Source organism: Methylorubrum populi (assembly GCF_002355515.1).
Classification (GTDB): domain Bacteria; phylum Pseudomonadota; class Alphaproteobacteria; order Rhizobiales; family Beijerinckiaceae; genus Methylobacterium; species Methylobacterium populi_A.
Map to the genome: position 1 here is coordinate 4,067,164 of NZ_AP014809.1, position 13,564 is coordinate 4,080,727.

Sequence of the window (13,564 nt, forward strand, 5' to 3'; positions counted from 1 at the left end):
TCCTCCGGATAGGCCCCCTCACCCTCGGCTGCCGCCTCGTCGCGCCGACGACAGGGTCGTCGCGACCCTCTCCCCGCGTGCGGGGAGAGGGGATGCACGGTCCGCGTAAGCCTCGTCCGGAACTGTCGCCCAGCCCTTAGGCCCACCGTCATGACCAGCGTCGCCCCCCTGACCACGGTGTTTCCCGGCCTCGTCTGGCTGATGGCGGCGCTCGCCCTGGTTCAGGTCTCGCGCCGGGCCGCGCTCTGGCGCGTCGGCGCGTCGGCGCCGGTGGCGTGGCTCGACGGGCTCGCCAAACTGCCCCAGCGCTACCTCGTCGATGTCCACCACGTCGTGGCCCGCGATCCTTACGCCTCGCGCATGCACGCGGTCGTGGCCGGCGGCCTGCTCGCGGCCTCGATCCTGACGGCGCTCGCGATCCTGCCGCCGATCGCCAACTTCCGGCCCTACTGGTTCCTCGTGGCTTTAGCCTTCGGCGTGACGGCGGTGGGCTCCCTGCTCGTCGGCGCGCGGCGCTATCCATTGAGACAGAAGCGCCTTTCCGCCGGGCGCTTCCAGATCCTGCCGTTCCTCCTCGTCGCCTACGCCGTCGGCGGCACGCTGACCGCGCTGCTGCTGGCCTTCGGCGGCGGCGGCCTGTTCGGCTCCCTCGCCCTGGCGCTGGCGGCGGCGGGCGGCCTCGGCCTGGCCTTCGAGGTGCGCCACGGGCCGATGCGCCACGCGGCGGCCGGCGCGCTTCACCTCGTCGCCCATCCCCGGCCCGGCCGGTTCGAGGGCCGGCCCGACACCGCGCTCCAGCCCCTCGACCTCGACGCGCCCCGGCTCGGCTCGGAGATGCCCGCCGACTTCACCTGGAACCGACTGCTCTCCTACGACGCCTGCGTGTCTTGCGGGCGCTGCGAGATCGCCTGCCCGGCCTTCGCCGCCGGCCAGCCGCTGAACCCGAAGAAGCTGATTCAGGATCTCGTCGCCGGCCTCTCCCCGGCCGAGCCGGCCTATGCCGGCAACCCCTATCCCGGCGGCCGGGCGGGGCAAGGCGAGCGCGGGGCGCTGGCCCGGCTGATCGGGCCGGACGCGCGCATCCACCCGGACACTTTGTGGTCCTGCACCACCTGCCGCGCCTGCGTCGAGGAATGCCCGATGATGATCGAGCATGTCGACGCCGTGGTGAGCTTGCGCCGTCACCAGACCCTGGAGCAGGGGGCGCTGCCCGAGAAGGCGGTTGGGCCGGTCACCGAACTGCGCCAGGCCGGCGACCCCGGCGGCCGGCCGCTGGCCTCCCGCACCGATTTCGCCGCCGGCGTCGCGCTGCCGCGCATCGCCGATCGTGGGCAGGCCGAGATCCTGCTCTGGCTCGGCGAGGGCGCCTACGATCTGCGCTACGGCCGCTCGCTCCGGGCCCTGGTGCGGCTGCTGCGCGAGGCGAAGGTCGATTTCGCGGTGCTCGGCCCGGAGGAGCGCGACACCGGCGACCTCGCCCGGCGGCTCGGCGACGAGGCAACCTTCCAGGCGCTGGCGCGGGAGAACATCGCGACGCTCGCGAAATACCGGTTCGAGCGGATCGTCACCGCCGACCCGCACGCGCTGCATGCGCTCCGCAACGAGTACCCGGCGCTCGGCGGCCGTTACACGGTCGTGCACCACACCGCCTTCCTGCTGGAGCTGATCCGGGCGGGCAAGCTCAACCCCGGCCGCCTGCCGGACCTCTCGGTGACCTATCACGACCCCTGCTACCTCGCCCGCTACAATGGGGAGACCGAGGCGCCCCGCGCCGTCCTCGACGCGATCGGCGTCGCCCGCAGCGAGATGACCCGCTCCGGGCGCCGGGCGATGTGCTGCGGCGGCGGCGGCGGCGCGCCGGTGAGCGACGTGCCGGGCGAGCGCCGCATCCCCGACCTCCGCATGGCCCAGGCCGACGAGACCGGCGCCGGGATCGTGGCGGTGGCCTGCCCCTCCTGCACGGCGATGCTGGAGGGCGTGACCGACCGCAAGGCGGAGATCCGCGACGTGGCCGAACTCCTGCTCCAGGCGGTGGAGGCGGGCCGATGAGCCGCCCCCGCCGCGACCCGCGGGCCGAGCGGGCGGCCGCCTTCCTCGCCGGCGAGGGCCCCCGTCCCCGCTACGACCGCACGCGCCGGGCGACCGGTTCCGGCCGGCCGCGCCGCGATCCGCGGGCCGAGCGCGCGGCGCAGCGCGTCGGCGCCGGGGTCCGGCTGCGCTACGACCTCAGCCAGATCGGCCGCCCGGTCGGCGAGGCCGTCACCGCCGCACCCCGGTCCGCGCCCGTCGCCGAGGCGCCGAAGACCGTCGTCGTCGAGACGCCCGCCTTCCTTGTCGCGGTGGTGCCGGACGCGCCCGGCGGCCGCCTCTCGGGCCACGACCGGCAGGTGCTCGGCGCGGCCCGGGCGCTCGCCGGCCGCGAGGGCGCCGTCGCGGTCATCGTGGAAGGCGCCTGCGAGGGACTCGGCGCGGCGGGCACCGACCGGGTGCTCCGGCTCGAGCCCGCGGAGAGCTACGATCCGGCGGGCCGGGCCGCCAGGATCGAGACGGCGCTCGCGAGCCTGGGAGCGCGCCACGCCCTGTTCCCGGAATCCCTCGACGGCGGCGATCTCGCCCGGCGCATCGCGGTGAGCCTGGATGAGGCGCTTTTCACCCATGCCGAGGTGGTGACCGCGAAGGGGCTCGTCCGCCCGGCCCGGGGCCGCCGGGTCGAGCAGAGCCTCGCACCACCCCGCCTTGCCACCGTGGCGCCGGACGCGGTCGCCGACTATGCCGGCCCGCCGCGGGAGGCCCGCGCCGTCCCCTTCGAGGGGGTGACGCCGCCGGAAACGCCGAAAACCATCGTGTCGTCGACGCGCATCCCGGCCGACCCGGCGACGGTGCCGCTGTCGCTCGCCGAATTCGTGGTGTCGGCCGGCAACGGTCTGACCGATCTCGACACCTTCCGGCAGGTGGTGAGCGCGCTCCACGCGACGCCGGGCGCGAGCCGCGTGCTGTGCGATGCCGGCCTGATGCCGCGCCAGACCCAGGTCGGCGCCTCGGGCACGGTGCTCGCGGCGACCTGCTATTTCGCGCTGGGCATCTCCGGCGCGCCGCAGCACCTCCAGGGCGTCGCCGGCTGCGAGCACGTGGTGGCGGTCAACACCGATCTGCACGCGGCGATGATCGAGCGGGCGGGGCTGGCCGTGGTGCAGGACGCGCAGGCGGTGATGCCGGCCCTGCTCCGGCTGCTCGCCGCGGAAGCGGGTCGGGAGGCCGGGGGAACGTCATGAAGATCGCGGTCCTTCTCTCCGCCGGGCTTCATCCCGTCTCCGGAGCGCCGGTGCTGCCGCGGATCGAGGCGCAGGCGATCCGAATGGCCGCCGGCCTCGGCGACGTCTCCGAAGTCTTCGGCCTGCATGCCGGGCCGGACGCCGCCGCAATCGCCGAGGCGCTGGGCCAGGGCCTCGAGCGCATCGAGCACATCGCCGTCGCGGCCGGCGACGATCCGGTGCCGGCGCTCGCCGCGCGGCTCGCGGCGTGCGCCCCCGACATCGTCCTGGCCGGGCGGCGCAGCCAGGGCGGCGAGGAGAGCGGCCTCGTGCCCTACGCCCTGGCCCGCGCCCTCGCGCGCCCCCTGGTGTCCGACGTGGTCGCGGCGGCGCGCGAGGTCGACGGCGCCCTGCGCTTGGACCAGAGCCTCGGCCGCGGCGCCCTGCGCCGTGTGTTGATGCAAGGGCCGGTCGTCGTCACCTGCCACCCGGACGCCCCCGCCCCGCTTGCCTATGCCTACGGCCGGGCCCGCCGCGGCCGAGTCGCGGCATTTGCGGTCGCGCCGGCCGCGATCCCGGGGCCCGTCCTCGCGGTGGAGGAGCGGCCCTATCGCCGCCGGCCCAAGATCGTGAAGGGCGCGCCCGCGGGCGGCTCGGCGGCGGAGCGGCTGAGGGCGGCCACCGGCGAGTCCGGTGCGGCCGCGAGCGGCCGGCTCCTGATCCAGCCCGATCCCGAGGACGCGGCGCGCGAGATCCTGGCCTATCTCCGGCAGATCGGCGTCCTCGCCGCGCCGGCGGCACCGAAGACCTGAGCCAAGCGGAACAACACTCCATGCCCCTGAGCCCGGACGACCTCCTGACCCGCCTGCGCGAGCGCGGCATCGCCTACAAGCTCTATGAGCATCCGCCGGTCCTTACCGTCGAGGCGATGATGGCGGTCTGCGGCGACATCGCCGGCGCGCACACCAAGAACCTGTTCCTGCGCGACGGGAAGAAGACCTACTTCCTCGTCACCCTCCAGCACGACGCCCAGGTCGATCTGAAGGCGTTCCGTGCGGTGCTCGGCGCGCGGGGCGGCCTCTCCTTCGCGAGCCCCGAGGCGCTGCGGGAGATTCTCGGTGTCGAGAGCGGGGCGGTGTCGCCGCTCGCCGCGCTCAACGCCGCGCCGGGCAGCGTGCGGGTGTTCATCCAGGACAGCCTGCTGGACGCGACGCGGGTCAACATCCACCCGCTCGTCAGCACGCGTACCCTCTCCCTCGTCCCGGCGGATCTCGTGGAGGTTCTGCGAGCGGAAGGGCACGAGCCCGCGGCCGTGGCCCTGCCGGAGAGCGCGGCAGCCTGAGCGGTCTCGGAGCCTGTTTGAGGGCGATGGCCTATCTGCGCCCTGCGCCCTCGTCCTGAGGTGCCGGAGCGAAGCGGAGGTCTCGAAGGAGGGCTCCAGAAAGCGCCGCGATCCCTGAAAGCCTCCTTCGAGGCTCGCTGACGCGAGCACCTCAGGATGAGGTCGCGGATGGGATCGCGTAGAAGTGCCTCACCGAATGACCGGTCGCGCCGCGGGCATCTCGCGAGAGGCGTCCGATCGGTCAGGCCGAGCCGGCGCTCAGGCGCGCTGAAGCGCCATCGGCAAGGCGAAGGTCATGAACAGCGGCTCGCCGGCCTTCGCGTCGAGCGGCGCCGGCTCGAGGCGCGAGCGCCGACCCGGCAGCGCGGCGCGGGTCAAGCCGATATCGGCCAGAGCCGCATCGCTGAGGTTCGCCAAAACTTCTTCCTCCGCCCGGGCGCGGAGCCGGGCGCGAACACTTTCGAAAACCTTGCCGAACATGAGATGAGCCTCGATCGTGCCGCCGCTGATCAAGACGAGGGCGGCCCGCTTCGGCACTCCTATGACCCGTCTTCAGTTCTCGGAGGAGCGCGGATGCTTGGGATCAGCTCTGCTCGATGTGCATGCATTGCGCATGAAAGTCCATCTTTTAGCAGCTTGCTCGCCTATTATGCATGAACTCTCCGCTCGGTAGATCGTCAGCCGGCAGCGGCGCCGGAGAGAATCCGCCCCCGCGACACGAAAAACCCCTCTCCCGGGGTCGGAAGAGGGGGTGCGGGATCGGTCACGGCCGAATTGATCGGGGACGGCCCGGCCATGGCCGATCGGTCGCTTCGCGGGGTGAAAACCCGAGCGTGTCCTCAGCAGGCGGCGACGTTGACGGCGAGCCCGCCGAGCGAGGTTTCCTTGTACTTGGCCTGCATGTCGTGGCCGGTCTGGCGCATGGTCTCGATCACCTCATCGAGGCTCACCCGGTGCTGGCCGTCGCCGCGGAGCGAGAGCGAGGCCGCCACCACCGCCTTGTTGGCGCCGAAGGCGTTGCGCTCGATGCAGGGCACCTGGACGAGGCCGGCGATCGGGTCGCAGGTCATGCCGAGATGGTGCTCCATGGCGATCTCGGCGGCGTTCTCGATCTGGAAGGCGGAGCCGCCGAGCGCCGCGGTCAGACCTGCCGCCGCCATCGCCGCCGCCGAGCCGACCTCGCCCTGGCAACCGACCTCCGCCCCCGAGATCGAGGCGCGGGCCTTGATCAGGCCGCCGATGGCGGCGGCGGTGAGCAGGAAGTCGCGCCCGCGCTCGTCGTTCCAGTCGGGGCAGAAGTCGCGGGTGTAGCGCAAAACCGCGGGGACGATGCCGGCCGCGCCGTTGGTCGGCGCCGTCACCACCCGGCCGCCCGACGCGTTCTCCTCGTTGACGGCGAGCGCGTAGAGGCTGATCCAGTCCATGATCTCGTGGGCCGGACGGCTGTTGGCGAGTTTCGTCGCCTCCAGCGACTCGTAGAGACGCTTGGCACGCCGCCGCACCCGCAGGCCGCCGGGCAACTCGCCGTCCATGCGCAGGCCGCGCTCGATACAGGCGAACATTGCGTCGCGGATCGCGTCGAGGCCGGCATCGATCTCATCGCGCGGGCGCAGGGTCAGTTCGTTGGCGAGCTGGATCTGCGGGATCGTCAGCCCGGTGCGCAGGGTCAGGTCGAGGAGTTCGCGCCCGCTGCCGAAGGCGAGCGGCGGCGGCTCCGCTCCCGCATCCCCGGCCGAGGCGGCCTCGGCTTCCGCGGCGGTGACGACGAAGCCGCCGCCGACCGAGTAGAAGATCTGGTCTTCAAGGAGCGCGTCCGCGGCATCGTAGGCGCGAAAGCGCATGCCGTTGGTGTGCAGCGGCAGGATGTCCTTGAAGTTGAAGACGAGATCGCGCTCAGGCTCGAAATGGACGCCCGTAATGCCGAGATCGCCGGTCTGGCGCAGGGCCTCGGAGAGCGATGTGGTGAGATCCGGATCGATGGTGGCGGGCGCGTGGCCCAGGAGCCCGAGCAGGATCGCCACGTCGGTGCTATGGCCGCGGCCGGTCCAGGCCAGCGAGCCGTAGATCTCGGCGCTGATCCGGGCGGCGCCGCCGCGGGCCAGCACGGTCTCGCGGAACCGGCGGGCGGCGACCATCGGCCCGACGGTGTGGGAACTCGACGGACCGATCCCGATCTTGAACAGATCGAAGGTGCTGATCATCGGGTCCGTTGCTCTCCAGAAAGGCGCCTCGCCCGCGAGCGGATGCAAGCTCAGGGGAAGACGCGCGTCACGACGGGGGCGGGATTTCGCGCGGGGCTATCGGCGAGGAGATGGTCTCGCCGTCAGCGTGTATCAATCCCGTATCAATCCCGTATCACGGCGCGGCGGAGCCTTCGGCCCCGAACACGGCCTCATTGAGGAAGCCGTGGACGTAGGTCGAGAACGAGCGCCAGCACTCGACGCGGTAGAGCGGCGCGGCGCTCGCGCGGATCAGCACGATCTCGGCCTTGCCGAGCAGGGTGCGGGTGGCGCTGCCCGGCGGGAAGGCGGCCTCGGACAGGTCGAGCGGGCAGCCGGCATTGAGCACCGCCGCCGCCTGCCGGCCCGAGACGTCGATGCCGACATTGCGGTGGGAGACGTCGACCAGGGAATGCGGCCGCCCGGCGAGCGCGTCGCCGATCCGCCCCTGCAGCAGGTCGGCATCGGCTTCCGAGCCGCCGACGAGCCACTCGTCGGGTCCGAGGCGGGCGATCCAGACCTCGCCGTCGCTGCCGACGGTGTTGATCGGCGCACCGAGCGCGATCCCGGCCACCTTCGGAGCGGTGCCGGCGGCGAGGCGCACCCTCAGGGAGAAGCGCGTCTCGGCGCCGGCGGGCCGGACCGAGACGCCCGAACCGGTGGCGGCGGGGCGGGCGACGGCGCCGAGCGGCAGGGCGCGGGCGGCGCGGTAGCGGGTCTCAAGCATTGATGCGCTCCCCCTTGACGTCGAAGAAGACCGGTTCGCAGACGGTGACGCGGGTGAAGCCGTCCGGCGTGGTGACGTGGAGGTGGCCGTTCATCCGCTCGCGGCCGCCCTCGACCAGGGCGAGCGCGATGGAGCGGCCGCAATTGGCGCTCCAGTAGCTCGACGTGACGTGGCCGAGCATGCGCATCGGGATCGGCTGGTTCGGGTCGGTGACGATCTGCGCGCCCTCGTCGAGGACGAGCCCCGGATCGTCGGTCACGAGCCCGACGAGCTGCTTGCGGCCCGAGGCCACCACGTCGGGGCGCGCCAGGGAGCGCTTGCCGACGAAGTCGCCCTTGGCCTTCGGGATCATCCCGGCCATGCCGACATCGTCCGGGGTCACCGTGCCGTCAGTCTCCTGGCCGACGATGATGTAGCCCTTCTCGGCGCGCAGGACGTGCATCGTCTCGGTGCCGTAGGGCGTGATGCCGTGGGTCCGGCCCGCCTCGAACACCGCCTCCCAGACCGCGCGGGCATGGTCGGCGGGCACGTTGATCTCGAAGCCGAGTTCGCCGGTGAACGAGACCCGGAACAGCCGGGTCGGCACGCCGCAGATCGTGCCCGAGCGCATCGCCATGTGCGGGAAGGCCTCCGGCGAAAGGTCGATGCCGTCGACCAGCGGGGCGATCACGTCGCGCGCCTTCGGGCCCTGGAGCGCGATCACCGCCCATTGCTCGGTGGTCGAGGTCAGGAAGACCTCGAGCTCCGGCCACTCGGTCTGGAGATAGTCCTCCATGTGGGCCAGCACCCGTGCGGCGCCGCCGGTCGTCGTGGTGACGTGGAAGCATTCATCCGAGACGCGGGCGACGACGCCGTCGTCGAGGATGTAGCCGTCCTCCTTCAGCATCAGCCCGTAGCGGCAGCGCCCGGGGGCGAGCTTGGTCCAGGGGTTGATGTAGAGGCGGTTCATGAACTCGGCCGCGTCCCGGCCGACGATCTCGATCTTGCCCAGCGTCGAGGCGTCGAAGATGCCGACCCCCTCGCGCACCGCCTTGCACTCGCGGGCGACCGCCGCGTGAAGGTCCTCGCCGGCCTTTGGGAAGTACCAGGCGCGCCGCCACAGGGCGACGTTCTCGAACAGGGCGCCGTGGGCCTCGGCCCATTCGTGGATCGGCGTGGTGCGGATCGGATCGAATAGGGCATGGCGGGCGGGCCCCACCAGCGCGCCGAAGGTCACCGGGGTGTAGGGCGGGCGGAAGGTGGTGGTGCCGACTGCCGGCAGGGCCTTGTCGAGCTGCCCGGCGACGATGCCGAGCGCGTTCATGTTCGAGGTCTTGCCCTGGTCGGTCGCCATGCCGGTCGTGGTGTAGCGCTTGACGTGCTCGATCGACTGGAAGCCCTCGCGGACCGCGAGCTTGATGTCCTTGGCGGTGACGTCGTTCTGGTAGTCGACGAAGGCGCGCACCTTGGTCGGGTTCGCATCGGTCGGCATGATCCGCACCGGCTGGAAGCCGGTCAGCGTCGGCGTCGCCCGGACCTCCTGCCGCTCGTCGGAGCCCGCGGCGGCGGCGCCGGCGGCGAAACCTTCGTTGACGCAGGCGGCGAGATCGTAGGTGCCGCGGGCCGCGCCGGCCGAGCGCTCTCCTTGAGCCGAGATGTTCGGCACGAAGGCATCGATGGCGTCGTCGTAGCGCAGCTTGCCGCGCGACTGCGAGAACAGGTGGACGGCGGGCGTCCAGCCGCCGGACATGCCGACGCAGTCGCAAGCGAGAAGGCGACGGCCGCCGCACCGGCCGTCGCTCCCGACAGGCGCCACAATGAGACCCGTGACGCGCTTCCGGCCCTTCGATCCGACCACGGTGTGGCCGGTCAACACCTCGGCCCCGGCCCCGCGCAGCTGCGCCAGCTCCGGACCGCAATCCGCTTCCAGGCGCAGATCGACGAGGGTGACGTCGAGGCCCGCCGCGCGCGCATCGAGCGCGGCCCGGTAGGCGGAGGCGCCGCTGGTGGCGAAGACGAGCCGGCGGCCCGGCGCCACGCCGTAGCGGTTGAGGAACACCCGCACGCTCTCGGCGAGCAGGATGCCCGGCCGGTCGTTGTCGGCGAAGACGAGCGGGCGCTCGTGCGAGCCGCCGGCGAGCACCACCTGCTCGGCGCGCACCTGCCACAGGCGCTCGCGGGGCGCCTGGCCCGCGGCGGAGGTGAGGTGGTCGGTGACGCGCTCGGTCATCGCCACGTGGTTGTGGTTGTAATAGCCGAAGGCGGTGGTGCGGGGCAGCAGGATGACGTTCTCGCGGCCATCGAGGTCGGCCAGCGTCTCGGCGAGCCAGGCCGCCGCCGGGCGGCCGTCGATCTGCGAGGTGGTGTCGTGCAGGAGCGAGCCGCCGGGCTCCGCGCCCTCGTCGGCGAGGATGACCCGCTTGCCGGTGCGCGCGGCGGCAAGCGCCGCGGCGAGCCCCGCCGGGCCGGCGCCGACGATCAGCACGTCGCAATGGGCGTGGCGGTTGGCGTAGCGGTCGGGATCGGCCACCGTCGGCGCCTTGCCGAGACCGGCGGCGGCACGGATGAAGGGCTCGTAGACCCGGTCCCAGAACCTCCGCGGCCACATGAAGGTCTTGTAGTAGAAGCCCGCGACGAAGACCGGCGACAACAGGTCGTTGACCGCGCCGACATCGAAGTCGAGCGAGGGCCAGTGGTTCTGCGAGGTCGTGCGCAGGCCCGAGCGTGCCTCGACCACGGAGGCGCGGTTGTTCGGATCGACCCGGCCGGGGCCGCGATCGACCGAGAGCAGCGCGCTCGGCTCGTCGGGGCCGTGGCTCAGGATGCCGCGGGGGCGGTGGTACTTGAACGAGCGCCCGACGAGGTGGATGCCGTTGGCGATGAGCGCCGAGGCGACGGTGTCGCCGGCAAATCCGTGGACCGGCTTGCCGTTGAACGCGAAGACGATGGGGCGGGTGCGGTCGATGCGTCCGCCGCGGGACAATCTGAACGGCTGTGCCATCTCACGCCCTCGTCTCGCTCTGGGGGGATTGGGTGGGCTTCGCCCCCATCGGATAGGTCTCGATGAAGCGGTCGCTGATCGTGTCGCGGAGCGCATTGAACCAGCGGCCGCAGCCGTGGACGTGGCACCAGCGCTCGGCATGCACGCCCTTGGGGTTGGCGCGCACGAACAGGTGCTCGCTCCAGGCGCCGTCATCGACGGTCATCGGGTCGGCGGGCCGGGCGATATGGGCTTGGCCGCCGCACCGGAACTCGGTCTCGGGCCGTTTGCCGCAATGGGGGCAGGCGATCAGCAGCATGGTTCGGCCTCCGGGCGATCAGTGCGCGACGGCCGCGGCGGCGGCCTCGTCGATGAGGCGGCCGGTGCGGAACCGGTCGAGGGTGAAGGGCGCGTTGATCGCGTGCGGCGTGCCCGTCGCGAGCGTATGGGCGAAGACGTGGCCCGAGCCCGGGGTCGCCTTGAAGCCGCCGGTGCCCCAGCCGCAATTGACGAACAGGTTCTCGACCGGGGTCTTGCCGATGATCGGCGAGCGGTCGGGCGTCACGTCGACGATGCCGCCCCAGGAGCGCAGCATCCGCATCCGGGTGAATTGCGGAAAGAGCTCGCAGATCGCGTCGAGCGTGTGGGTGGTGATGTGGAGGCCGCCCTGCTGGCTGTAGGAGGTGTACTGGTCGGTGCCGGCGCCGATCACCAGTTCGCCCTTGTCGGATTGCGACAGGTAGGCGTGCACCGCGTTCGACATCACCACGCAGGGGAAGCACGGCTTGACCGGCTCGGAGACCAGCGCCTGGAGCGGGTAGCTCTCCAGCGGCATCGACACGCCGGCCATGGACATCAGGGTCGAGGTGTGGCCGGCGGCGACCACGCCGATCCGGCCGGCGCCGATGAAGCCGCGCGTGGTCTCGACGCCGACCGCCCTGCCGAAGGCGTCACGGCGGATGCCGGTGACCTCGCAGTTCTGGATGATGTCGACGCCGCGGTCGTCGGCGCCGCGGGCATAGCCCCAGGCCACCGCGTCGTGGCGGGCGGTGCCGGCCCGGCGCTGGAGCGCCCCGCCGAGCACCGGGTAGCGCAAGGAGCCCGAGATATCGAGCGGCGGACAGAACGCCTTGCACTCCTCCTTCGAGAGCCACTCGTTGTCGATGCCGTTGAGACGGTTGGCGTAGACGTGGCGCTTGAAGCTCTGGACGTCGTGGATGTTGTGCGCGAGCATCAACACGCCGCGCTGGGAGAACATGATGTTGTAGTTCAGCTCCTGGGACAGTCCCTCCCAGAGCTTGAGCGCGTGCTCGTACATCGCCGCGCTCTCGTCGTAGAGGTAGTTGGAGCGGATGATCGTGGTGTTGCGGCCGGTATTGCCGCCGCCGATCCAGCCCTTCTCCAGCACCGCCACGTTGGTGATGCCGTGCACCGTGGCGAGATAATAGGCGGTCGCCAGCCCATGGCCGCCGCCGCCGACGATGACGACGTCGTAACGGGGCTTGGGCTCGGGGGCGCGCCACTGGCGACCCCAGCCGGTATGGCCCCGCAGGGATTCGGAGAGCAGCGACGTGAGGGAGAAGCGGCGCATCGGTCGACCTCGCGGTGTTGACGGATCATGGTCCGCGCGCCGCGGCGGGGCTTGATCGGTGGCGACCGGGAGTTTGGGATTCCCGACTTCGATCGATGTCCCCGCATCTCCTCTCCGCCCGGCCCGCAGCCGGCTCGACAGCCGATGTTCGGCGAAAGACTTCGGCCTGCCATCCGCTCGATAGATTCGAGGTCACGTCGATCACGCGGCCGTGAGCGGGCGGTCGAACAAGAATTATTCTATTGCATACGCCAGACGATCGGAGATTAAGTTCCGGTGTGGGCGCCGCCTCGGCGGACGCGCCCCGTTCGATCGACGGCGCCGGTCACGGTCGGGGCGATCCTGAATCGCTCCCCAGCCGGCGCAAGGGTCGGCGCGGCACGTGAATTGCCCACCAAGCCGCGGCGCGAGGCCGACAAACGGTGGTCGGGATGGAAATGACGATAGCCGCCGGGGAGACGGGCCCGGCCAATGGGCTGACCGCGAACGAGGCGGTCGCGGGGAGAGCCCTCTCCGTCGGCTTCATGCTGGTCGACCGCTTCTCGATGATCGCCTTCTCCTCGGCGATCGAGCCCCTGCGGCTCGCCAACCGCGCGGTCGGACGCGACCTCTACCGTTTCTCGCTGTGGTCGGAGGACGGGAGCAAGTGCACCGCCTCGAACGGGATCGAGGTCAAGGTCGCGGGTCGCTTCTGCGACGCGCAGGATTTCGACATGATGGTCGTGTGCGGCGGCATCGACATCCAGAGGCCGGACCACCGCGCGCTGCATTCGGCCCTGCGCCGGTGCAGCGCCCGCGGGGCGGCGGTCGGGGCGGTCTGCACGGGCACCTACGTGCTGGCCAAGGCCGGTCTGCTCGACGGATACCGGGCGACGATCCATTGGGAGAACCTGCCGGGCCTCGTCTCCGAGCATGACGGGCTGGAGATCGGCTCGGAGCTGTTCGAGATCGACCGCAACCGCTTCACCTGCGCCGGCGGAACCGCGGCGGCCGACATGATGCTGTCGCTGATCATGCGCGACCACGGGCCGAGCGTGGCCTCGGAGGTCGCCGACCAGCTCATCCACCACCGCATCCGCGAATCCGGCGAGCGCCAGCGGATGGATCTGCGCATGCGCCTCGGCGTCTCGCATCCCAAGCTGCTGCGTGTGGTGGGGCTGATGGAGACGTCCCTCGCCGAGCCGCTCGGCAGCCAGGAACTCGCCGACGCGGTGCAGCTCTCGACCCGCCAACTCGAGCGGCTGTTCCTGAAGTATCTCGGCCGCTCGCCGGCCAAGCACTACCTGCGCATCCGCCTGGAACACGCCCGCACCCTGATCCGGCAGACGGCGATGCCGCTGCTCTCGGTGGCGTTCGAGTGCGGCTTCACCTCGGCCTCGCACTTCTCGAAGGCCTATCTCGACTGCTTCGGGCAGCCGCCGAGCGCGGAGCGGAAGATCGTGCAGGCGCAGGGCGCGCGCGCCTGAGCCTTTCGC

Annotated in this window: 11 protein-coding genes; 5 read left to right on the forward strand and 6 right to left on the reverse strand. The window is 71.7% G+C overall.

The genetic code is table 11. The features are described 5' to 3' along the window. Positions 1–150 precede the first annotated feature (150 nt). Genes MPPM_RS18765 through MPPM_RS18780 form a run of 4 tightly spaced genes read left to right on the forward strand, consistent with a single transcriptional unit; the run spans position 151 to position 4,593 of the window. Positions 151–2,049, forward strand: a complete 1,899-nt coding sequence (locus MPPM_RS18765; protein WP_096486363.1) for a DUF3483 domain-containing protein — start codon at positions 151–153, stop codon at positions 2,047–2,049. After that, positions 2,046–3,272 carry an electron transfer flavoprotein subunit alpha/FixB family protein gene (locus MPPM_RS18770; protein ID WP_096486364.1) on the forward strand — a complete coding sequence of 409 codons (1,227 nt, stop codon included), beginning with the start codon at positions 2,046–2,048 and terminating at the stop codon, positions 3,270–3,272. Before MPPM_RS18765 ends, MPPM_RS18770 begins: the two co-directional genes overlap by 4 nt. After that, positions 3,269–4,063 carry an adenine nucleotide alpha hydrolase family protein gene (locus MPPM_RS18775; protein ID WP_096486365.1) on the forward strand — a complete coding sequence of 265 codons (795 nt, stop codon included), beginning with the start codon at positions 3,269–3,271 and terminating at the stop codon, positions 4,061–4,063. Before MPPM_RS18770 ends, MPPM_RS18775 begins: the two co-directional genes overlap by 4 nt. 20 nt (positions 4,064–4,083) lie before the next feature. Continuing rightward, positions 4,084–4,593, forward strand: a complete 510-nt coding sequence (locus MPPM_RS18780) for a prolyl-tRNA synthetase associated domain-containing protein (protein ID WP_096486366.1) — start codon at positions 4,084–4,086, stop codon at positions 4,591–4,593. Positions 4,594–4,851: 258 nt separating this feature from the next. Here MPPM_RS18780 and MPPM_RS18790 read toward each other — a convergent pair whose 3' ends face one another. From MPPM_RS18790 to MPPM_RS18815, 6 genes are all read right to left on the reverse strand, one after another. Further along, positions 4,852–5,106, reverse strand: coding sequence for a YjiS-like domain-containing protein (locus tag MPPM_RS18790; RefSeq protein WP_244573343.1), 255 nt, complete (start codon positions 5,104–5,106; stop codon positions 4,852–4,854). Between the two features lie 326 nt (positions 5,107–5,432). Next, complete coding sequence (locus MPPM_RS18795; RefSeq protein ID WP_096486367.1) at positions 5,433–6,794, reverse strand: L-serine ammonia-lyase; 1,362 nt, start codon at positions 6,792–6,794, stop codon at positions 5,433–5,435. A 154-nt stretch (positions 6,795–6,948) separates the two neighbouring features. After that, the gene (locus MPPM_RS18800; protein WP_096486368.1) at positions 6,949–7,539 is read right to left on the reverse strand and encodes a sarcosine oxidase subunit gamma; all 591 of its coding nucleotides are present in this window, start codon (positions 7,537–7,539) and stop codon (positions 6,949–6,951) included. After that, the gene (locus tag MPPM_RS18805) at positions 7,532–10,519 is read right to left on the reverse strand and encodes a sarcosine oxidase subunit alpha family protein (protein WP_096486369.1); all 2,988 of its coding nucleotides are present in this window, start codon (positions 10,517–10,519) and stop codon (positions 7,532–7,534) included. The genes MPPM_RS18800 and MPPM_RS18805 overlap by 8 nt, the downstream gene beginning before the upstream one ends. 1 nt (position 10,520) lies before the next feature. Continuing rightward, positions 10,521–10,817 carry a sarcosine oxidase subunit delta gene (locus tag MPPM_RS18810; protein ID WP_096486370.1) on the reverse strand — a complete coding sequence of 99 codons (297 nt, stop codon included), beginning with the start codon at positions 10,815–10,817 and terminating at the stop codon, positions 10,521–10,523. 18 nt (positions 10,818–10,835) lie between these two features. Further along, positions 10,836–12,089, reverse strand: coding sequence for a sarcosine oxidase subunit beta family protein (locus tag MPPM_RS18815; RefSeq protein ID WP_096486371.1), 1,254 nt, complete (start codon positions 12,087–12,089; stop codon positions 10,836–10,838). 437 nt (positions 12,090–12,526) lie between these two features. Here MPPM_RS18815 and MPPM_RS18820 point away from each other — a divergent pair, with 437 nt between their 5' ends. Then, complete coding sequence (locus MPPM_RS18820; RefSeq protein WP_096486372.1) at positions 12,527–13,555, forward strand: GlxA family transcriptional regulator; 1,029 nt, start codon at positions 12,527–12,529, stop codon at positions 13,553–13,555. The last annotated feature ends 9 nt before the right edge of the window (positions 13,556–13,564 follow it).

Bases quoted from the DNA above. Each gene is read 5' to 3' on its own strand.
- MPPM_RS18815 (WP_096486371.1), bottom strand. From the start codon at position 12,089: ATGCGCCGCTTCTCCCTCACGTCGCTGCTCTCCGAATCCCTGCGGGGC.
- MPPM_RS18800 (WP_096486368.1), bottom strand. From the start codon at position 7,539: ATGCTTGAGACCCGCTACCGCGCCGCCCGCGCCCTGCCGCTCGGCGCC.
- MPPM_RS18795 (WP_096486367.1), bottom strand. From the start codon at position 6,794: ATGATCAGCACCTTCGATCTGTTCAAGATCGGGATCGGTCCGTCGAGT.
- MPPM_RS18820 (WP_096486372.1), top strand. From the start codon at position 12,527: ATGACGATAGCCGCCGGGGAGACGGGCCCGGCCAATGGGCTGACCGCG.
- MPPM_RS18780 (WP_096486366.1), top strand. From the start codon at position 4,084: ATGCCCCTGAGCCCGGACGACCTCCTGACCCGCCTGCGCGAGCGCGGC.
- MPPM_RS18810 (WP_096486370.1), bottom strand. From the start codon at position 10,817: ATGCTGCTGATCGCCTGCCCCCATTGCGGCAAACGGCCCGAGACCGAG.
- MPPM_RS18765 (WP_096486363.1), top strand. From the start codon at position 151: ATGACCAGCGTCGCCCCCCTGACCACGGTGTTTCCCGGCCTCGTCTGG.
- MPPM_RS18775 (WP_096486365.1), top strand. From the start codon at position 3,269: ATGAAGATCGCGGTCCTTCTCTCCGCCGGGCTTCATCCCGTCTCCGGA.
- MPPM_RS18770 (WP_096486364.1), top strand. From the start codon at position 2,046: ATGAGCCGCCCCCGCCGCGACCCGCGGGCCGAGCGGGCGGCCGCCTTC.
- MPPM_RS18805 (WP_096486369.1), bottom strand. From the start codon at position 10,519: ATGGCACAGCCGTTCAGATTGTCCCGCGGCGGACGCATCGACCGCACC.